The 20,377-nt window shown below is 71.8% G+C and carries 17 protein-coding genes, 1 tRNA gene and 1 riboswitch; of the genes, 11 read left to right on the top strand and 7 right to left on the bottom strand.

Annotated elements, in window-relative coordinates; all coding sequences use genetic code 11:
- Positions 1-20: 20 nt before the first annotated feature.
- Positions 21-1,781, bottom strand: a complete 1,761-nt coding sequence (locus ACFV4F_RS16535) for an ABC transporter substrate-binding protein (protein WP_380447658.1) — start codon at positions 1,779-1,781, stop codon at positions 21-23.
- Positions 1,782-1,868: 87 nt separating this feature from the next.
- Complete coding sequence (locus ACFV4F_RS16530; protein WP_380447656.1) at positions 1,869-2,843, bottom strand: ABC transporter permease; 975 nt, start codon at positions 2,841-2,843, stop codon at positions 1,869-1,871.
- A gap of 294 nt (positions 2,844-3,137) precedes the next feature.
- A riboswitch (ZMP/ZTP riboswitch) is annotated at positions 3,138-3,234 on the top strand.
- Between the two features lie 20 nt (positions 3,235-3,254).
- On the opposite strand from ACFV4F_RS16530, the gene ACFV4F_RS16525 reads away from it, so the two are divergent.
- Positions 3,255-4,766 (top strand): glycine hydroxymethyltransferase, encoded by a 1,512-nt coding sequence (locus ACFV4F_RS16525; protein WP_380503050.1) that lies wholly within the window; start codon positions 3,255-3,257, stop codon positions 4,764-4,766.
- Between the two features lie 69 nt (positions 4,767-4,835).
- Here ACFV4F_RS16525 and ACFV4F_RS16520 read toward each other — a convergent pair whose 3' ends face one another.
- On the bottom strand, positions 4,836-6,323 hold the full coding sequence (locus ACFV4F_RS16520; protein ID WP_380503047.1) for an aldehyde dehydrogenase family protein: 1,488 nt from the start codon (positions 6,321-6,323) through the stop codon (positions 4,836-4,838).
- Positions 6,324-6,465: 142 nt separating this feature from the next.
- The gene (locus ACFV4F_RS16515; protein ID WP_380447651.1) at positions 6,466-6,981 is read right to left on the bottom strand and encodes a DUF6624 domain-containing protein; all 516 of its coding nucleotides are present in this window, start codon (positions 6,979-6,981) and stop codon (positions 6,466-6,468) included.
- 388 nt (positions 6,982-7,369) lie between these two features.
- On the opposite strand from ACFV4F_RS16515, the gene ACFV4F_RS16510 reads away from it, so the two are divergent.
- Positions 7,370-8,371, top strand: coding sequence for a class I SAM-dependent methyltransferase (locus tag ACFV4F_RS16510; RefSeq protein WP_380503045.1), 1,002 nt, complete (start codon positions 7,370-7,372; stop codon positions 8,369-8,371).
- A 190-nt stretch (positions 8,372-8,561) separates the two neighbouring features.
- Here the strand turns inward: ACFV4F_RS16510 and ACFV4F_RS16505 are convergent, their stop codons facing one another.
- A complete protein-coding gene (locus ACFV4F_RS16505; RefSeq protein WP_380503043.1) occupies positions 8,562-10,262 on the bottom strand; it encodes an APC family permease in 1,701 nt (566 codons plus the stop codon).
- 295 nt (positions 10,263-10,557) lie between these two features.
- Positions 10,558-10,645 (bottom strand) — tRNA-Leu (locus tag ACFV4F_RS16500).
- Positions 10,646-11,034: 389 nt separating this feature from the next.
- Here ACFV4F_RS16500 and ACFV4F_RS16495 point away from each other — a divergent pair.
- Positions 11,035-11,553 carry an ATP-binding protein gene (locus ACFV4F_RS16495; RefSeq protein ID WP_380442243.1) on the top strand — a complete coding sequence of 173 codons (519 nt, stop codon included), beginning with the start codon at positions 11,035-11,037 and terminating at the stop codon, positions 11,551-11,553.
- Positions 11,554-11,674: 121 nt separating this feature from the next.
- Here ACFV4F_RS16495 and idi read toward each other — a convergent pair whose 3' ends face one another.
- Positions 11,675-12,325, bottom strand: a complete 651-nt coding sequence (idi, locus tag ACFV4F_RS16490) for an isopentenyl-diphosphate Delta-isomerase (RefSeq protein WP_380442227.1) — start codon at positions 12,323-12,325, stop codon at positions 11,675-11,677.
- Positions 12,326-12,840: 515 nt separating this feature from the next.
- Here idi and ACFV4F_RS16485 point away from each other — a divergent pair.
- The 8 genes from ACFV4F_RS16485 to hpnD all read left to right on the top strand — a co-directional run bounded on the left by ACFV4F_RS16485 (position 12,841) and on the right by hpnD (position 20,318).
- Complete coding sequence (locus ACFV4F_RS16485) at positions 12,841-13,596, top strand: sugar phosphate nucleotidyltransferase (protein WP_380442225.1); 756 nt, start codon at positions 12,841-12,843, stop codon at positions 13,594-13,596.
- The gene (locus ACFV4F_RS16480) at positions 13,584-14,645 is read left to right on the top strand and encodes an iron-containing alcohol dehydrogenase family protein (RefSeq protein ID WP_359958020.1); all 1,062 of its coding nucleotides are present in this window, start codon (positions 13,584-13,586) and stop codon (positions 14,643-14,645) included. The genes ACFV4F_RS16485 and ACFV4F_RS16480 overlap by 13 nt, the downstream gene beginning before the upstream one ends.
- 91 nt (positions 14,646-14,736) lie before the next feature.
- A complete protein-coding gene (locus tag ACFV4F_RS16475; RefSeq protein WP_359958111.1) occupies positions 14,737-15,474 on the top strand; it encodes a CDP-alcohol phosphatidyltransferase family protein in 738 nt (245 codons plus the stop codon).
- 44 nt (positions 15,475-15,518) lie between these two features.
- Positions 15,519-16,436, top strand: a complete 918-nt coding sequence (locus ACFV4F_RS16470; protein ID WP_380503082.1) for a glycosyltransferase family 2 protein — start codon at positions 15,519-15,521, stop codon at positions 16,434-16,436.
- Positions 16,437-16,581: 145 nt separating this feature from the next.
- Positions 16,582-17,523 carry an ABC transporter permease gene (locus ACFV4F_RS16465; protein ID WP_380503040.1) on the top strand — a complete coding sequence of 314 codons (942 nt, stop codon included), beginning with the start codon at positions 16,582-16,584 and terminating at the stop codon, positions 17,521-17,523.
- Complete coding sequence (locus ACFV4F_RS16460) at positions 17,516-18,322, top strand: ABC transporter ATP-binding protein (RefSeq protein WP_380442220.1); 807 nt, start codon at positions 17,516-17,518, stop codon at positions 18,320-18,322. Before ACFV4F_RS16465 ends, ACFV4F_RS16460 begins: the two co-directional genes overlap by 8 nt.
- Positions 18,323-18,462: 140 nt before the next feature.
- Positions 18,463-19,419, top strand: a complete 957-nt coding sequence (gene hpnC / locus ACFV4F_RS16455; RefSeq protein ID WP_380503037.1) for a squalene synthase HpnC — start codon at positions 18,463-18,465, stop codon at positions 19,417-19,419.
- A gap of 41 nt (positions 19,420-19,460) precedes the next feature.
- A complete protein-coding gene (gene hpnD / locus ACFV4F_RS16450; RefSeq protein WP_380442235.1) occupies positions 19,461-20,318 on the top strand; it encodes a presqualene diphosphate synthase HpnD in 858 nt (285 codons plus the stop codon).
- Positions 20,319-20,377: the final 59 nt, after the last annotated feature.

Genomic DNA, 20,377 nt, shown 5'->3' with positions numbered 1-20,377 from the left:
CCGGACCAGGCCTGGCCGGATCAGGACTTCAGGTACAGCCAGGCGAGCCCGACCGTCCCGTAGATCGGGTGGATGAACGCCCCGCCGACGTTGCCGCCGCGCAGCTGGTTGGCGGTCGGGTAGGCGAACGGCAGCACCGGCACGTCCTTCATGACGGTCTGCTCCAGGGCGTACAGCTCCTTCGCCTTGGCGCGCGGCTCGCCGATCCCGTTGATCCGGTCGATCTCCTTGTCGACCGCCGGGTTGCGGTAGCGCGCGCTGTTGAGGTCGTTGCCGGCGCGGCCGTCGAAGGCGAAGGGGACGAGCGTGGACGGGGTCGGCCAGTCGACGGACGAGGTCTCCTCGTACAGGTCGTACGGGGAGTCGGCGCGGTGCACCTCGTCGAGGAAGGCCTTGGGGTCGATCGGCTTGGGCACGACGGTGATCCCGGCCCTGGCGAAGCCGTCGACGAGCACCTGCGCGACGCGCTGGCCGTCCGGCGTGTTCTTGTAGCCGTAGGTGAGGCTCGCGGGTGGCTGCTTGGCCTTGGCGAGTTGGGCCTTGGCGGCGTCCGGGTCGCCCTCGGGCCGGGCCGGGTAGAGGTCGTACTTCTGCCAGTCGATCAGGGCGGGCGAGCTGAGCGTGGTGGCGAGTTCGCCGATGCGGGAGCCGCCCTGGACCTGGCGGGCCTGCTGGCGCGGGTAGGCGAGGTGCAGGGCCTTGCGGACCTCGACGTCCGGCACGCGCTCGTTGTTGATCACGAGCTGGGTGACGAAGGCGCCCTGACGGCCGGAGACGACGAGGTCCTTGGCCTCGGGGTCGGTGTCGGCGGTCCGGTACAGCTCGGGGGAGAGCTCGTCGGAGGCGGTGGTGGCGTCGGCGCCGCCGTCGCGGCCGGAGAGGATCTCCTGGTTGATGTTGAGCGCCTCCTTGCCGTAGGTGAAGACGAACCGGTCCGGGTACTGGCTGCGGACGGGGTCGGTCTCGGCCTTCCAGTACGGGTTGCGCTCCAGCACCATGCGGGTGTTCTGGACGTGTTCGGCGATCCGGTAGGGGCCGGTGGCGAACGGCAGCCGGTCGTAGTCGGTGCCGGTGTCCTTGTCGCGGCGCACCGGCGCGGACGAGGACTGCGCGGCCATGTACGGCACGTCGGCCTGCGGCTGCGGGAAGTGGAAGACGACGGTGCGCTCGTCGGGCGTCTCGATGGCGGCGAGGTCGCCGTCCTGGGGGCCGGCGTACTTCTTGCGCGCGTCCTCGTAGCTCGCCTCGCCGGTGAGCCACTGGGGCCAGTACGGCGGGCCGACCTCGTAGCCCTTGCCGAAGGTGCGCTCGATGCCGTACTTGACGTCCTGGGCGGTGATCGGCTTGCCGTCCTCCCAGGCGACGCCGTCCTTGAGGCGGTAGGTCCAGGTGCGGCCGCCGTCGGCGGAGGTGCCGGTGTCGGTGGCGAGGTCGCCGACCAGCTTGGCCTTTCCGTCGACGACCTGATACTGCGTCAGTTGACGCCCCCAGAGCAGCGAGGCGTTGTACGCGGCGCCCGCGTACACCTTCTGCGGGTCGAGGTGGCGGAACTCGACGCTGTTGTACACGTTGACCGTCCCGCCCTTGCGGGCGCCGGGCACGGCCGGGGCGGGGCCGGCGCTCTCCTGCTCGCCGCCGAGCGCGGCGGTCAGCGGGGAGGTCTCCTTGGCGGCGGCCGGGTTCGCGGTGGAACCCGCGCCCGCGCCGGCCGAGCAGGAGGTCGCGAGGAGGGCGGTGGCGACGACGGCGAGGGACGGACCGGTCCTGCGGGTCCAGCGCATGGCGAATCTCTCCTTGCCCCGACATGCGGGGTCATCAGACGAACGAACGGGGAAAACGGGGCGAGGTCCGGGCGGCGAATCGCCGGATCAGCGCCGGCCCGACCGCGGGTCCAGGGAGTCCCGGACGGCGTCGCCGAGCAGGTTGAAGGCGAGGACGAAGAGCAGCAGTGCCACGCCGGGGAAGACCATGTACGTCGGGTCGGCCCGGAACACCTCGGCGCCGCGGGCGATCATCCGGCCCCAGTCCGGGACGGGCTCGGTGATCCCGACCCCGAGGAACGACAGCACCGCCTCCGAGGCGACGATCGCCGGCACCGCCATCGTCACGTGCACCAGCAGTTGCGAGCGGACGTTCGGCAGCAATTCCCGGACGACGACGTGGAAACCGCTCGCCCCCTGGGCGCGGGCGGATTGCACGAAATCCCGTTCCCGTAGCGAGCGCACGGTGGCCCGGAGGGAAAGCGCGAGCGGAATCCAGCCGAACGCGGCGAATACCAGGATCAGCACCAGGAACTGCATCCATTCCGGTTCCGCGGCGCCCGGATCGACCAGTCTCGACTGGATGACCGGGCTGAGCGCGAGCAGCAGGAGCAGGGTCGGAAAGGCGAGCAGCACGTTCGCGAGGAAACCGAACAGGCGGTCCGCGATTCCGCCGAGGTAGCCGACCGCGACACCGGCCAGCACGCCGAGCGCGGTCGTCACGGCGGCGGACGCGAAGGCGATCAGCAGCGAGGTGCGGATGCCGTACAGCAGCTGGGTGAACACGTCCCGGCCGAGGCCCGGCTCCAGGCCGAACCAGAAGTCGCCGGAGATGCCGCCGTTCGCCAGCACGGGCAGTCCGCCGTCGCTGAGCAGGCCCGGAGCGTTCTGGCCGTAGTGCTCGGTCGGGTTCTTCCCGTACAGGGCGGCGATCAGCGGGGCGGCGAGGGCGAGGAGCAGGAACAGCAGGACGACGGCGAGGGCGGTGGCGCCGACCCGGTCGCGCAGGATCCGGCGGACCGCACCGTCCGGGGCCGGCCGGACGGCGGAATCAGGTGCCGGGACTGTTTCGACGATGGCCATGCGAGGCGTACTCCCGAATTCTCCGCCGCCCTTTGGGGTGAGGGTGCGATGACGTGCATTTCCGAGCCGCCTCCGGGGGTTTCCCGGCGGCCGGCGCAATGCCATCAGATCGGATGCGATGGACCTCGGGCAAATCACTTCGAGCCGATGTGTTGCGCATTGTTTCGGCCGGTGCGACGGCTTCACGGCGCCGCAACACGCTCGTCGCAGGAGAACGGGCAAAAGCCCCCAAAGCATCCTCCCCGTCCCGCATTCTGAGATCTGCGCCACACCCCTGCGGGTATTGGTACGATCCGGGTGGGCCGCGACTGGCGCGTAGGGATGGAATCAACCATCGGGAAGCGGCCCCGTGCCCTGTCACGTGCAGTTGCCGAGCGCCTGGGCCGTCCGCATCCCCACCAGGAGACCGCCATGGCCGCCCAGCCCCAGCCCGAGCTTCAGCCCGAGTCCCGGCACCAGCCCGAGCCCCTTCCGCAGCCCCACACCGCCGCCGACGCCGCCGCGAACACCGCCTTCCGCAGCGCCCTCGACGTCGTCGCGGGCGTCGAACCGCGCATCGCCGCCGCCATCGGCCGGGAGATCGAGGACCAGCGCGCCTCCCTCAAGCTGATCGCCAGCGAGAACTACGCCTCCCCGGCCGTCCTGCTCGCCATGGGCAACTGGCTCAGCGACAAGTACGCCGAGGGCACCGCCGGGCGCCGCTTCTACGCCGGCTGCCGCAACGTCGACACCGTCGAGACCGTCGCCGCCGAGCACGCCCGCGCCCTGTTCGGCGCCGACCACGCCTACGTCCAGCCGCACTCCGGCATCGACGCCAACCTGACCGCCTTCTGGGCCGTCCTCTCCCAGCGCGTCGAGAGCCCGGCCCTGGAGCGCGCCGAGGTGCGCAACGTCAACGACCTCACCGAGCAGGACTGGGCGCGGCTGCGCCACGAGCTCGGCAACCAGCGGATGCTCGGCATGTCCCTGGACACCGGCGGCCACCTCACCCACGGCTTCCGGCCCAACATCTCGGGCAAGATGTTCGAGCAGCGCAGCTACGGCACCGACCCGGCGACCGGCCTGATCGACTACGACGCGCTGCGCGAGACGGCCCGCGAGTTCCGCCCGCTCATCCTGGTGGCCGGGTACTCCGCCTACCCGCGGCGCGTGGACTTCCGCCGGATGCGCGAGATCGCGGACGAGGTCGGCGCGACGCTCATGGTCGACATGGCACACTTCGCGGGCCTCGTCGCGGGCAAGGTGTTCACCGGCGACTTCGACCCGGTGCCGCACGCCCACATCGTCACCACGACCACCCACAAGTCGCTGCGCGGCCCGCGCGGCGGCATGGTGCTGTCCACCGCCGAGCTCGCCGAACACGTCGACCGCGGCTGCCCGCTGGTCCTCGGCGGCCCGCTCTCGCACGTCATGGCCGCCAAGGCGGTCGCGTTCGCCGAGGCCCGCCGCCCCGAGTTCCGGGCCTACGCCCAGGCCGTCGTCGACAACGCGCAGGCGCTCGCCGAGGGCCTGCTGCGCCGCGGCGGCACGCTCGTCACCGGTGGCACGGACAACCACCTGGTCCTCGCCGACGTCTCCGGCCACGGCCTGACCGGCCGCCAGGCCGAGGCGGCGCTCCTGGACGCGGGCGTCGTCACCAACCGCAACTCCGTCCCGCAGGACCCGAACGGCGCCTGGTACACCTCCGGCGTCCGCCTCGGCACCCCCGCGCTCACCACCCGCGGCCTCGGCGCCGCCGAGATGGACGAGATCGCGGGCCTCATCGACACCGTGCTGCGCGCCACGACCCCCACCACGACCGCCAACGGCGCCCCGTCGAAGGCCCAGTACGTCCTGGACGCCGCCGTCCGCGACGGCATCGCCAAGCGCGCCGCCGACCTGCTCGCGCCCTTCCCGCTCTACCCGGGCGTCGACCTGGTCTGACCGCCGAAGTCCCTGGGGGCGGGACGCGTTGACGCGTCCCACCCCCAAGTCCGACGGCTCGCGCCGAGGTCAGTACTGCAGCGACTTGTACTGCAGGAACTCCTCCAGGCCGTGGCGGCCGAGCTCGCGGCCGAGGCCCGAGCTCTTGTAACCGCCGAACGGGGCCAGGGGGTTGAAGCGGCCGCCGTTGAGGTCGACCTGGCCGGTGTCGAGGCGGCGGGCGAAGGCGGCGGCGGTGTCGGTGTCGGCCGCCCAGACGCCGCCGGCCAGGCCGTACTCGGTGCCGTTGGCGAGCTCGGCGGCGTGGTCCTCGTCGCGATAGGGGAGGACCACCAGCACCGGGCCGAAGACCTCCTCCTGAGCTACCGTCATGTCCGGTGTGACGTCGGCGAGTACGGTCGGGCGGACGTAGAAGCCGACGGGAAGGTCGGCGATCGGCTCGGGACCCCCGGCGACCACCCGGGCGCCCTCGGTGATCGCTCCCTCCAGGTAACTGCGCACCCGCGCCTGCTGCTTGGCGTTGACCACCGGACCGATCCGGGTCCGCGCATCGGCCGGATCGCCGGGGACGTACTTCTCGGCGGCCTTCGCCGCTATGGAGACGGCCTCCTCGTAGTGGTCCCGGTGCACCAGCAGCCTCGTCCACGCGCTGCACGTCTGGCCCGAGTTGGCGAACACATTGGCCACGTTGACGTTGACCGCGCGGGTCAGGTCGGCGCCGGGCAGCACCACGTTGGCGGACTTGCCGCCCAGTTCCAGGGCGACCCGCTTCAGGCCGCGCCCGGCCGTCTCGGCGACCGCGCGGCCGACGGCGGTCGACCCGGTGAACGACACGACGTCCACGTCCCGGTGGGCGGCGAGCGCCGCACCGGCCACCGCACCGGTGCCGGTCACCAGGTTGAACACGCCCGCGGGGAAGCCCGCTTCGTGGACCAGCCGGGCGAACAGCCGTGCCACCAGCGGCGTGTCCTCGGCCGGCTTGAGGACCACCGGGCAGCCGGCCGCCAGCGCCGGGACGACCTTGGCCACGATCTGGTGCAGCGGGTAGTTCCACGGTGTGATCGCCGCGACCACGCCGGCCGGCTCGGCCAGCACCAGCGAGTTGCCGATCCGCTCCTCGAAGGGGTGCTCGGCGAGCAGCGCCAGGTAGGAGGACGCGACGGTCAGCGGCAGTCCGGCGTGGACGGCGGCCGCGAAGCCCACCGGGGCGCCCAGTTCGGCGACCACCGTCGCGGTGATCTCGTCCTGCGCCCCGGCGATGCCGTCCCGGAGCCGGGTGAGCAGTGCGAGCCGCTCCTCACGGGTGGTGGCGCCCCAGGCCCGCGCCGCCCGGCGGGCCGCGCCCACCGCGGCGTCCACGTCGGCCGCGCCGCCGGCCGGCACGGTGGCGATCACCCGTTCGGTCGCGGGGTTCAGCACCTCGATCGACCCGGTGTCCCCGGAGGGGCGCCAGGCGCCGTCGACGTACTGGTCCGCGTGGTCCCCGAACCACCGGCCGCCCTGCTCGTCCCCGCCCGACCCGTCGTTCCGCGCGTCCTGCTCCGCGTCGTGCTGCACCGATGGTCCTCTCGTCCGCCTGGCCTTCCGACCGCGCTCCACCGCGTTTGACCGCGCTCAACCCAGCGCTGGTCCAAAGGCCCAGTCAAGGCGGCCGGGGCGGCCGTGCGCAAGAGCCAATCCGCTCCGGCGGACCCGACGGTCAGCGCGGCGCGAACCGCGAGGTGTACTCGGCGAACGGCTCGATCCCCACGTCGGCCCGCCGCTCGTCCAGCCGCTCCGGGTCCTCGCAGGGCCACGGCACCGGGCGGCCGTCCGTGACCGCGCCGATCTGCGTGCCGTACCGCTGCTCGTGCCCCTCGTTGACGGCGAGCCGGTCCTGAAGGAACGCCAGGTCGCGCGCGCTCGCGGCGCCGTCCGCGACGGCCACGGCCATCAGCTCCACGGCCCGGCGCTGGACGTCCAGTTGGCGGTCGGCGTGCTGGGCGACCAGCCAGGCGGCCTTCGCCGCGTCGGCTCCGACCAGTGCCTCGGTGGGCCAGCCGTGCTCGGCCATGATCGCGGCCAGCCGGTCCCCGTGCCCGGTGGTGAGCCGCCGCCAGGCGGCCTGCTCGGCGAGGTCGGTGCTGTTGGCGAGCCGCACGGCGGCGGCGTCCTCGGTCATCATCGCCGTCAATTCCCCGGCCAGCGCGGTGAGATCTCGCTCGGTCTTCGTCATGTCGCTCCGTTCCCCATTCCCGGCCCACCGCAGTGGGGGCCGACGGTGTCCCACCGTAGGCGGCCGAAAAGCAACGAAGATCATTCCAAGGAATGGTGACTCTGTGGAGCGGAGAGGGCACAATGGATGTACGTGATCGGTGCGGCCGTGCCCACTCCCGGCCCGATGCGACGGTCCACAAATTCTGCGTCCGAAAGGCTCCTCAATCGCGCGGACGGCGCTGTAGATTGCAGCGAACTCAGCGGTGGGGGGCTACGGTTGGCGGCGGGTGCAAGACGTGTGCACACCGTCGGCACGTCGTGCGCCCCCGCGGTGGGCGGGAGGGCGCCACCGCTCTGAGGTCTGGCTCGAATCCGCAGGTCATCCGTACCGCAAAAGGAGCTTCCCCGTGACCGACGCCGCGTTCACCGACGAGCAGCCCCGGCCCGCCGAGCCGGCCTCGCTGGACGACGTGCCGGGGTGGTTCTGGGACCACGACCGGCATTCCTTCGAGTGGTTCCTGGGGCGCCAGGAGAAGGCCGGCGTCACGGGCGACCTGCTGGAAATGGGCGCATACCTGGGGCGCAGCGCCATCGTCATCGGGGAGCACCTCCAGCCCGGCGAGTCATTCACCGTCTGTGACCTCTTCGACTCGGACGCGCCGGACGACGAGAATGCCGCTGAAATGGACATGTCCTACCGCAAGACGCTGAGCCGAACGGCCTTCGAGTCGAACTACCTGTCGTTCCACGGCGAGCTGCCGGAGATCATCCAGGCGCCGACCTCGACGCTGGCGGGCGGACGGATAGCGGCGGGCGCGTTCCGGTTCATCCACATCGACGCCTCGCACCTGTACGAGCACGTGGTCGGCGACCTCCAGGTGGCCCGCGTCGCGCTGCAGGACCAGGGCGTCGTGGTGCTCGACGACTACCGCTCCCAGCACACCCCGGGTGTCGCCGCCGCCACCTGGGAGGCCGTGTTCAACCACGGGCTCAAGCCGGTCCTGCTCACCGAGTGCAAGTTCTACGGCACCTGGGGGGACCCGGAGCCCTTCCAGCGGGACCTGCTCGACCGGGTGGACCTCGCCGAGGGCTGTGAGCTGAGCGCCGAGACCCTCAACGGCCGGCAGATGCTGCGCATGACCGGTACCTCGGAGGGCATCGAGCCGTTCCGGCCGTCCCGCCACCACAAGCGGCTCGTCGCGCTGAACGCCCGCCACCAGGCCGACCAGGCCGCCGACGACTCCCGTCGGGCGCTCCTGGAGTCGCAGGAGGAGGCCGCCCGCGACCTCGCCGCCCGCCGTGCCCGGGCCGCCGAGCAGCGCCGCCCGGTCAACGTCGCCAAGCGCGCCGCCCGCGACCTGCTCCCCCCGGTGGTCACCTCGGCGATCCGCCGCGCCCGCCGGGGCTGAGGGCGGGCGGCGGCCGACAGCTGTCAGCTGACAAGTAACAGATAACAGATAACAGATTTCAGCGAACAGATTTTGAAATCTGTTCGCTGAAATCCGTCCGCCGCCGCCGCTCGCCGCCCCCGGAACGCGCGAGTGCCGGCCGAGCCAAGCTCGACCGGCACTCCCGTGTTCGGCTCCCAGCCTCAGGCCGTCACGCCCGCGACGGCTCCGGCGACGCCGACTCCGACGCCGACTCCGGCCCCGGGCCCGACGCGGCGTCCTGCGCGCCGGCCTCGCCCTCGGCCTCGCCCTCGCTCAGCTCGCGGCGGACCTCCGCCAGGGACGGGTTCGCCCAGGCGCTCGCGACGCCCCAGCGGTAGAACGCGAGACCGATCGCGGCGACGATCAGCAGGTCCCAGCCCTCGGGCAGGTAGCCGTGCCCGCCGAAGTCGGAGCTGCCCGCCCACGAGACGCCGGCCATCACGAACAGGTACGCGACCATCCAGGCGCCCGCGATCAGGTGCGGACGCAGCACGGCCCACGGCTTGCGCAGCTCGTACCAGGCCCAGATCGGCAGGCCGGCGGCCATCAGCAGGATGACCTTGCCGGTCAGCGGCCAGCGGGCCCAGTACAGGACCAGCGAGCCGAAGACCATCGCGACCGGCGCGATGACCGGCATCGCGCGCAGCCGCACCGGGCGCGGCAGGTCCGGGGCGAGGCGGCGCAGCGCCATGACGGCGACCGGGCCGGTGATGTACGAGATGACGGTCGCGACCGAGACGATCTCGGCGAGCGAGCCCCAGCCGCGGAAGACGGCCAGGAACAGGAACGCGACGCCGAGGTTGAGCAGCAGCGCGGGGCGCGGGATGCCGGTCTTGGGGTCGACCTTGCCGAAGAGCTTCGGCAGGTGGCCGTTCTCCTGGACGCCGTGGATCATGCGCGAGGTGGTGGCGGCGTAGATCATGCCGGTGCCGGAGGGCGAGATGAACGCGTCCGCGTACAGCAGGATCGCGAGCCAGTTGATGCCCCAGGCGATGGCGAGGTCGGCGAGCGGCGAGGTGTAGCCGAGGCCGCTCCAGCCCTGCGACAGGTCGGCGGCCGGGATGGCGCCGAGGAAGGCGATCTGCAGCGCGACGTAGATCACCAGGGCGATCAGGATGGACCCGATGACGGCCTTGGGCAGCGACTTGCCGGGGTCGCGGGCCTCGCCGGCCAGGTTGAGCGGCGACTGGAAGCCGTTGAAGGCCCAGACGATGCCGGAGACGGCGACGGCGGTGAACACCGCGCTCCAGCCGTTCGGCGCGAAGCCGCCGTGGTCGGTGAAGTGCGCGGTGTCGAAGTGCGCGAGGAGCAGCGCGCCGGCGGTCAGGGTCGGGACGATGACCTTGAAGACGGTGATCGCGGTGTTGGTCTTGGCGAACAGCGTGATCGCGAACCAGTTGAGGGCGAAGTAGACGAGCAGCAGCACGCTCGCGAGGGCGACGCCGCTGATGGTCAGTTCCTGCCCGTTGTACAGCCCCTTGGCCCAGCCGAAGTGCCAGGAGCTCATGTACTGGACGGACGCCGTGGCCTCGCCGGGGATGACGGAGACGATGGCGATCCAGTTGGCCCAGGCGGCGAGGTAGCCGGCCAGCGAGCCGTGCGAGTACTGGCCGTAGCGGACCATGCCGCCGGCCTTGGGGAACATCGACCCGAGCTCGCTGTAGGTGAGGGCGATGGTCAGGGCCACGGCGGCGCCGATCGCCCAGGCGAGGATCGAGGCGGGGCCGGCGAGCTTGGCGGCCCGCTCGGCGCCGAACAGCCACCCGGACCCGATGATCGAGCCCAGCCCGACGGCGGTGAGGCTGATGGTGCCGAGCGAGCGTCGGTAGTGGTTCTGGTGCGATGCCGCTGACGGCTCGGGCTCACTCAACGTATCGGTCCTCTCGCTCGGGGTCGACGGGTGGTGTCGTGGTTTTTACGGTCATGAGTCGGTATTCCGGACACAAACGCCCAGCAGCCTATGGGGCGAAAAAGGGCGTTTACCTCAGGGGAAGCTCAAACCGTCCGATCGTTGCCATCTCGTGTCCGGTCTCCGGGGCTCCGACGCCCTCGGAACGCCGCTGTGGCCGGTCCCAGCGGGCCTGCCGGGCCCGGGCCCGGCCACAGCGGCGGACGAAAAACAAAAAATTCCCCGCGGAATCCTTGTGGATCCACGGGGAATTCGATGGTGTCCGAGGGGGGACTTGAACCCCCACGCCCGATAAAGGGCACTAGCACCTCAAGCTAGCGCGTCTGCCATTCCGCCACCCGGACGGGGTGTGTGCTTCGGGGTTTTTCTCGCCCCCTCGGCGACAGAGAGAACATTACCAGGGTTCTGGAGTGCTTCTCACCTGCGTTTCCCCGGCGGGGGCCCCGGTCCGACGGCGACCGACGGGGGACACCCCGACGACGGCCCGACCACCGCCGGACGGCGAAGCCTCGCAGGGCCACCCGATCGCCGGCCGAAGCGGTGGCGAGGGCGAAGGAAACGGTCCGATTGCGCCGTCCCGCCGATCGGGACCAGTCGACACCGATCCGACACGGGCAACTTCTCGACGGTGCCGCGGTCCCCGTGGCGGCTCTCCTAGCCTCTGTGGACCGAGGGCGCCAGCGGAACGCCTGATTCCCGGGTCGCGGACGAAGGGCGGCTGGACGTGGAGCAGATCAGCGGGGCGGCGAAGGCCGAGCCGAGACGCGACCGGGCCCTGCGGGGGCCCGCCCGCCCGGCGCCGGAGCCGGCCGAGGGCGTCTGGCGCTTCCCGGTGCCCGCCACGGAGTCCTCGGTGCCGCGTACCCGGCACGCGGTGCGCGACCGCCTGCTGGCCCAGGGCATGACCGGGGTGCGCCACCAGGAGCTGGTGGACGACGTGCTGCTGATCGTCTCCGAGCTGGTCAGCAACGCCGTGACGCACGCCGCCGAGCTCTCGCCCGAGGTGACCACCGAGCTGGCGGTGCGCGACGGCTGGGTGCGGGTCTCGGTCGAGGACGGCGACCCGTACCGTCCGAAGGCCCTGGAGAGCGACACCGGCCGCACCGGGGGGCGCGGCCTGCTGCTGGTCAAGAGCGTGACCCTGCAGGCCGGGGGCGTGTGCGACGTGGAGCGGACGGGGGAGGGCGGCAAGGTCATCTGGGCCTCGCTGCCCATCCCTCCGCTCCCTCCGCGGCACGACGACTGTCCGTGACCATCCGGACGATCCGGACCATCCCGGCGGTCACCGCCCCCGCCACCAGTCCCGTCCTCGCCATCAGTCCTGCCCCCGCCACCAGTCCCGCGCGGACTAGCCGGACTACCGGACCATCGGACTACCAGTCCCGTCCGGCGATCTCCCGGATCCCCGGCAGCGCCGCCTCGAAGACGGTCTCGAACCACACCGAGAACGGCCGCTCGGTCCGCAGCTCGCGCAGCTCCTGCGCGGTGACGAAGGCGTAGTCGTCCACCTCGTCCGGATCGGGGACGACCGGCGCCGTGACCAGGCCCACGAACAGGTGGTTCCACTCGCGCTCGATCAGCCCGGAGGCCTCGTCCGGCAGGTCGTAGCGCACCGTCCCGGCCTCGCACAGCAGTGCCGGCGCGACGCCCAGCTCCTCCGAGGTGCGGCGGGCGGCGGCGACGAACGGCGGCTCGTCCGGGTAGGGGTGGCCGCAGCAGGTGTTCGACCAGACGCCGGGGGAGTGGTACTTGCCGAGCGCGCGGCGCTGGAGCAGCAGCCGGCCCTGGCGGTCGAAGAGGAACACCGAGAAGGCCCGGTGCAGGCGCCCCGGCTGCTGGTGGGCCCAGTGCTTCTCGGCCGTGCCGATGGTGGTGCCCTCGTCGTCGACGAGTTCCAGCAGGATCTCCGGGCCGGTGCTCCCGGCGGTGCCCCCGGGGTCGGCCGTCACGTCGGTCTCCACGTCGAGACCGGTGTCGATCTCGGAGGTGAAGTGCGTCGGGCTGGTCGGCGGACTCTGGGGCATGGGGTGGCCTCTTTCGGGGAGCGGGAGCAACGGAAGCATCGGGTTGCGTCCGGTGCAGCGGGTGCATCGGACGCAGCGGGGGCACCGGCGCCGGCGTCGGGCTCCAGTCTGCCGTATGGGTGGCGGTCGGCACGGGTCCCACGCACAACCTGGCGGATCATGACCCTCAGGGGGACTTTTCCGGACGGAGAAGGACGTCAGAGGGCCCCGGAAGGGTCATGGAGTTAGCAAAAGGGTTCGGAGTCGTTCGAGGCACGTTCGGGCGCGCCAGGAGGCGCGCCGGCCCCGTTCGCGCCCGCTCCGGTGCGCCGCTCCGGCCGTCGTTCCCAGCCACCGTTCAGGCACCTCCCAGGTCCCCGGCCGCGTTCGGGCCGGTCGCCCCGGTCGCCTACCATCACTAAGGACAAGGTGCCCGCATCTGCGCCGGCACCGGCGCGCCGATTGCGCGGCCCGGGCGACTCGTTCCGGTGCCCCGGCGCACCCGCGCACAGCACGACGGATCAGGAGACCCCCGCATGATCGGCCTCGTTCTGGCAGCCGGCGCCGGCCGCCGGTTGCGCCCGTACACCGACACCCTGCCCAAGGCGCTGGTGCCGGTCGACGGGGAGCGGACCGTCCTGGATCTCACCCTCGGCAACTTCGCGGAGGTCGGGCTGCGCGAGGCCGCGATCGTCGTCGGCTACCGCAAGGAGGCGGTGTACGACCGCAAGGACGCCCTGGAGAGCAAGTACGGCGTCAAGCTCCACCTGGTCGAGAACGACAAGGCCGAGGAGTGGAACAACGCCTACTCCCTGTGGTGCGCCCGCGACCTCTTCGCCGAGGGCCTGCTGCTCGCCAACGGCGACACCGTCCACCCGGCCTCCGTCCAGCGCACCATGCTGGAGGGCAACCGCCGCCTGACCGAGGCCGGCGAGGCCCCCGGCATCCTGCTGGCCCTCGACACGGTGAAGAAGCTCGCCGACGAGGAGATGAAGGTCGTCGTCGACCCGGCCGCCGGAATGCGCCGCATCACCAAGCTGATGGACCCGGTCGAGGCGAGCGGCGAGTACATCGGCGTGACCGTGATCAACCCCTCGGCCGCCGCGGACCTCACCGACGCGCTGCGCGCCACCTACGAGCGCGACCCGCAGCTGTACTACGAGGACGGCTACCAGGAGATGGTCGACCGCGGCCTGCGGATCGACGTGCAGCCGATCGGCGAGGTCTCCTGGGTCGAGGTCGACAACCACGACGACCTGGCGAAGGCGCGGGAGATCGCGTGCCGGTACTGACCCGACTGGTCCCCTCGCCGCTGTTCGTCGAGGTCCGCCCGGGCGCGCTGGACGCGCTCGGCGGGATCCTCGCGGACCAGCGGCTGTCGGCCTCGGGCCGGATCGCGGTGGCGATCAGCAACGGCTCGGGTGCCGCGATGCGCGAGCGGCTGGAGCCGGCCCTGCCCGGTGCCGACTGGTTCAGCGTGGACGACGGCAGCCTGGACAGCGCGGTGCGCTTCGCCGAGGCGATGCGCGGCGGCCACTACGACGCGGTCGTGGGCCTGGGCGGCGGCAAGATCATCGACGCCGCCAAGTACGCCGCGGCCCGGGTCGGCCTGCCGCTGGTCGCGGTGGCCACCAACCTCGCGCACGACGGCATCTGCTCGCCGGTCTCCACGCTCGACAACGACGCCGGCCGGGGCTCCTACGGGGTGCCCAGCCCGATCGGCATCGTCGTCGACCTGGACGTGATCCGCCAGGCCCCGCCGCGCTTCGTGGCGGCCGGCATCGGCGACGTCGTCTCCAACATCTCCGCCTGCGCGGACTGGGAGCTGTCGCACGCGGTCACCGGCGAGCCGGTGGACGGGCTGGCCGTGGCGATGGCCCGTTCGGCGGGCGAGAACCTGCTGCGCCACCCCGGGAACCTGGCGGACCAGGACCTCCTGACGGCGCTCGCGGAAGCCCTGGTACTGTCCGGCATCGCGATGAACATCGCGGGCAGCACCCGGCCCTCGTCGGGCGCCTGCCACGAGATCTCGCATGCCCTGGACGTGCTGTATCCCAAGCGGTCCGCCCAGCACGGCGAACAGGTCGGCCTCGGCGCGGCGTTCGCCAGCTTCCTGCGGGGCGAGCGCGAGCTGACCGGTCTGATCGTGGAGCGCCTGGCGCGCCACGGCCTGCCGGTGACCGCCGCTCAGATCGGCTTCACCGAGGCGGAGTTCACCGAGGCGGTGCACTACGCTCCGAACACCCGGCCGGGCCGCTTCACCATCCTTGAGCACCTCGACCTCTCCCCCTCAGCAATCAGGGACGCGTACGCCGACTATGTCCAAGCCGTCAACAGCTGACCCCTCCACCGCGGGCGCCGAGCGGCCCCCGGTGGACCTGACCCGCCGGCCCTCGATCGAGGAGCTGCGCGCGGTGATCCACCCGGAGGGCATGCTCCAGCGCCGCAGCGCCGAGCACTGGGCCGGGCGCCTGTACATGCGGAGCATCTCGCTGCGGGTCACGCGGGTGCTCTCGACCGTCACGGCGATCACCCCCAACGGCCTCACCTACCTGATGATGGTCACCGGCGTCCTGGCCGGTGCCGCGCTGGTGGTGCCGGGTCTGACCGGCGCCGTCCTGGGCGCCCTGCTGATCCAGCTGTACCTGCTGCTGGACTGCGTGGACGGCGAGGTGGCGCGCTGGCGCCGGCAGACCTCGCTCACCGGCGTCTACCTGGACCGGGTCGGCCACTACATGTCCGAGGCCGCGCTGCTGACCGGCCTCGGCCTGCGCGGCTGCGACCTCTTCCACCGGCAGGGCCCGGCGGCGCACTGGGAGTGGGCCTTCCTCGGCACGCTGGCCGCGCTCGGCGCGATCCTGATCAAGTCCGAGACGGACCTGGTGGACGTGGCCCGCGCCCGCAGCGGCCTGACGGCGGTCGAGGACAGCGCCTCGGTGCCGCGCTCCGCGGCCGTGGCCAAGGCCCGCCGCGCGGCCTCGCTCCTGAAGTTCCACCGCCTGGTGGGCGCGGTCGAGGCCTCGCTGTTCATCCTGGCCGCCGGCGTCGCCGACGCCGTCCACGGCGGTCTGTTCTTCACCCGGCTCGCCGTGGTCGTGCTGGCCGCGATCGCCATGCTGCAGACCGTCCTGCACCTGCTGAGCATCGTCCTTTCGAGCAGGCTCCGATGAACACTTCCGCGAACACCTCCACGAACACCTCCACGAACACCTCTATGAACACCTCCGCGAACGCCGCCGCCGGTCCAGGCGCCGACGGCTTCCGCCTCGGCGCCGTGATCATCACGATGGGCAACCGCCCAGCCGAGCTGAACGCCCTGATCGAGTCCGTCCGCGCCCAGGAGGGCCCGGCGGTCGAGCTGGCCGTGGTGGCCAACGGCGCGCCGCTGCCCCCGCTGCCGGAGGGCGTGCGCAGCGTCGAGCTGCCGGAGAACCTCGGCATCCCCGGCGGGCGCAACGTCGGCATCGAGCTGTTCGGCCGGGACGGGCGGGACGTCGACGCCATCCTGTTCCTGGACGACGACGGCCACCTGCCGCGCACCGACTCCGCCCGCCTCCTGCGCGAGGCCTTCACCGCCGACCCGGAGCTGGGCATCGTCTCGTTCCGGATCGCCGACCCCGACACCGGTGTCACCGCGCGCCGGCACGTGCCCCGGCTGCGCGCGAGCGACCCGCTGCGCTCCTCCCGGGTGACGACCTTCCTGGGCGGCGCGAGCGCCGTGCGCTGCACGGTGTTCGAGCAGGCCGGGCAGCTACCCGCCGAGTTCTTCTACGCGCACGAGGAGACCGACCTCGCGTGGCGCGCGCTGGACGCCGGCTGGGCCATCGACTACCGGGCGGACGTGGTCCTGCACCACCCGACGACCTCGCCGGCCCGGCACGCCACGTATTTCCACAACGTGGCGCGGAACAGGGTTTGGCTCGCGCGACGGAACCTTCCGGCCCTGTTCGTGCCTCTCTATCTGGGAACCTGGTTCCTGCTGACCCTGGCCCGCCGCCCCTCCCCGGAGGCGCTGAAGGCCTGGTGGGGCGGGTTCCGGGCGGGCTGGCGCGAACCTTGCGGTCCGCGTCGCCCGATGCGATGGCGTACCGTTTGGCGATTGACCAGGCTGGGCCGCCCACCGGTCATCTGATCTCATTTGATCGAATGATCGATCGCTGCGGCCGGTGCCACACACCGGCCGGACTCCCCCGTGATCCCAGTGGATCCCCATCGGCGCAAGGCCGGCGGACCCCCGCCGACCGGCCGCCCCGACCGATCCCGCGTGAAGGACGAATGTGTCGACAGTGAGTGAACCCGTCAGCCTCTCAGCCCCCAGGGGGGCGGACGCGGGCCTGACCCCCAAGCAGCTTGCGGACAAGTACGGCCTGGCCGTGAGCGGCCGGCGGCCCGGCCTCTTCGCCTACACCAAGCAGCTCTGGGCCCGGCGCCACTTCATCTGGGCCTTCGCCACCGCCCGACTGGTGGCGCAGTACACCGATGCCAAGCTCGGCCAGCTGTGGCAGGTCGTGACCCCGCTGCTGAACTGCGCGGTGTTCTACCTGGTCTTCGGCGTGATCCTGAAGAGCAAGGACAACTTCCCGCCGAACACCTACATCGCGTGGCTGTGCATCGGCGTCTTCGTCTTCCAGTTCACCCAGAACGCGGTGCAGTCCGGCACCCGGGCGATCTCCGACAGCCTCGGGCTGATCCGCGCGCTGCACTTCCCGCGCGCCTGCCTGCCGATCGCCTTCACGGTGATCCAGCTGCAGCAGCTGCTGATCTCGATGGTGGTCCTGGTCGCCACCGTCCTGGCGGCCGGCATCACGCCGGGCCGCACCTGGCTGCTGATCATCCCGGCGCTGCTCCTGCAGACGATGTTCAACACCGGCGTCTCCCTGATCTTCGCCCGGATCGGCGCCAAGACCAGTGACATCTCCCAGCTGATCCCGTTCGTGATGCGCGCCTGGATGTTCCTGTCCGGCGTGATGTTCAGCATCCAGGACAAGGTCAGCACCTGGCCCCACTACATCCAGACGATCATGGCCGTCAACCCGGCCTCGGTCTACATGGACCTGCTGCGGCACGCCTTCGCGCCGATCATCTACAACCACCACCAGCCCGCCCACCAGACGATCCCGCCGCACCAGTGGATGTACGGCATCGCCTGGGGCGTGGGGATGTTCATCGTCGGATACGTCTTCTTCTGGAAGGCCGAGGAGGAGTACGGCCGTGGCTGACGCAGACCTGAACAAGAACACCGTCCGGGACACCGACGTCGCCCGCGAGCCCACCGTCGTCGTCGACGACGTGCACATCGTCTACCGCGTGCACGGCGCCGGCTCCGGCAAGGGCAGCGCGACCTCGGCGCTCAGCCGCATCGTCAGCCGCAAGCGCTCGGCCGGCGTGCGCGAGGTGCACGCCGTGCGCGGCATCAGCTTCACCGCCTACAAGGGCGAGGCGGTCGGCCTGATCGGCTCGAACGGCTCCGGCAAGTCGACCATGCTGGCCGCCATCGCGGGCCTGCTGCCGACCGAGAAGGGCGGCATCTACACCAACGGCCAGCCCTCGCTGCTGGGCGTGAACGCGGCCCTGATGAACGAGCTCACCGGTGAGCGCAACGTCGTCCTCGGCTGCCTCGCGATGGGCATGCCGCCGGCCGAGGTCCGGCGCCGCTACCAGGACATCGTCGAGTTCTCGGGCATCAACGAGAAGGGGGACTTCATCTCCCTGCCGATGCGCACCTACTCCTCCGGCATGGGCGCCCGCCTGCGGTTCTCCATCGCCGCGGCGAAGACCCACGACGTGCTGCTGATCGACGAGGCGCTGGCCACCGGCGACCAGGCCTTCCAGCAGCGCAGCAAGAAGCGGATCGAGGAGCTGCGCCAGTCGGCCGGTACGGTCTTCCTGGTCAGCCACGACAACAGCTCGATCCGCGAGGTCTGCGAGCGGACCATCTGGATCGAGCACGGCGAGCTGGTCATGGACGGCCCGACCGACGAGGTCGTCGGCCGCTACGAGCGCGGCGAGCGCCCGTAGCACCCGAGCCGCGCGGGGGGCGTGTGCCGGACGTGACGCCCGTGCTCGGACGCGTGTCCGAGTCGGGCCGGTGATGCCCATCGGTGTAGAACGGGGGAGTGACAGCAGTGTCGGCTTCGGCCCAGCCCAGCAACGAGCCCGTGGACCAGACCGCGGGGGCGACCCTGGAGAAGGCGAGCGCGGAGAACTTCCCGGTCGCCCCCTTCTTCCTGCCCGCCGCCTGGCGCGGTGACCTGATGGCGGTCTACGGCTTCGCCCGGCTGGTCGACGACGCGGGCGACGGCGACCTCGCCGACCCGGCCGGCGCCGCCCGCCTCCTCGGCGTCGACACCCCCTTCCCGGCGTCCGCCACCACCCCTTCGGCCCAGTGCGGCCCGCCCGCTCCCGACGAGGTCGCCTTCCGGCTCGCCCTGCTCGACGGACTGGACCGCGACCTCGACCGGGTGTTCGAGACGGCGCTGCGCCCGGGCGGCGCCGACCGGCCCCGGCACCCGCTGATGCGCGCCCTCGTCCCGGTCGTCGACCGGCACGGACTGACCCCCGAGCCCTTCCGCCGCCTGATCGAGGCCAACCGGGTCGACCAGACCACCGCCCGCTACGCCACCTGGGACGACCTCGTCGGCTACTGCACGCTCTCCGCCGACCCGGTGGGCCGACTGGTGCTCGCCATCGCCGGCGTCTCGACGCCCGAGCGGGTCGGGCTCTCCGACGCGATCTGCACCGCCCTCCAAGTGGTCGAACACCTCCAGGACGTCGCCGAGGACCTCGCCCGCGGCCGGATCTACCTGCCCGCCGAGGACCTGGAGCGCTTCGGCGTCACCGAGGCCGACCTGGCCGCGCCGAGCGCCGACGGCCCGGTCCGCGAGCTGATCGCCTTCGAGGCCGAGCGGGCCCGCACCCTGCTCGACCGCGGCGCGCCGCTGGTAGGTACGGTTCGGGGGAGGCTTCGACTGCTCCTGGCGGGATTCACCGCAGGTGGTTACGCGGCCCTGGCGGCCGTCGAGGACGCCGGGTACGACGTGCTCGCCCAGCAGGCGAAGCCGGACAAGCGCCGCCTCGCAGCGAAGGCGGCGGCCATCTTCGCGAAGGGAAGGTGAACGCCCGAGTGGCGGCATCACCACTGGCGTCGGCCCAGGTCATGGCGGCCTACCGGTACTGCGAGGCAGTCACCGGACTCCAGGCGCGCAACTTCAGCTACGGCATCCGGCTGCTGCCGGAGCCCAAGCGGCTGGCCATGTCGGCCCTGTACGCCCTGGCCCGCCGGGTGGACGACATCGGCGACGGCGACCTGCCCGCCGACCGCAAGGCCGAGGCACTGCTGCGCACCCGCGAACTGCTGGACGACGTCCGCGCCGGCAAGGTCGCCGAGGACGACACCGACCCGATCAAGGTCGCCCTCGCGGACGCGGCCCGTCGCTTCCCGATCCCGATCGGCGGCTTCGACGAACTGATCGACGGCGTCGAGATGGACCTCAAGGGCGCCGAGTACCAGACGTACGAGGAGCTCAAGGTCTACTGCCGCTGCGTGGCCGGCGCGATCGGCCGGCTGTCGCTCGGCGTGTACGGCTGCGACGACCCCGAGCGCGGGGCGCACTATGCCGACACCCTCGGGCTCGCGCTCCAGCTCACCAACATCCTGCGCGACCTGCGCGAGGACGCCCTGAACGGCCGCACCTACCTGCCCACCGAGGACCTGGTCCGGTTCGGCTGCCAGGAGGGCTTCGCCCAGCCCAGGCCGCCGGCCGGCGCGGACTTCACCGGCCTGGTCGCCTTCGAGGCCGCCCGGGCGCAGGCCGCGTTCGAGGAGGGCCTGCGGCTGCTGCCGATGCTCGACCGCCGCAGCCGGGCCTGCACGGCCGCGATGGCCGGCATCTACCACCGGCTGCTCGGCCGGATCGCGGCCGACCCCGAGTCGGTGCTGCGCGGCCGGGTCTCGCTGCCGGGCTGGGAGAAGGCGTACGTGGCGCTTTCCGGGCTCGCCGGGGGGCGTTCTTGATTCTCGCCGCAGTTCTGTCACGCTGTGTCAGCGGGGAATCACGCATGGGTAGAGCCGCG

Origin of the sequence: Kitasatospora sp. NPDC059722 (genome assembly GCF_042733235.1) — a bacterium.
Classification (GTDB): Bacteria; Actinomycetota; Actinomycetes; order Streptomycetales; family Streptomycetaceae; genus Kitasatospora.
Note: the sequence above shows the minus strand (reverse complement) of the source record. Positions and strands in the feature narration are given on the sequence as shown.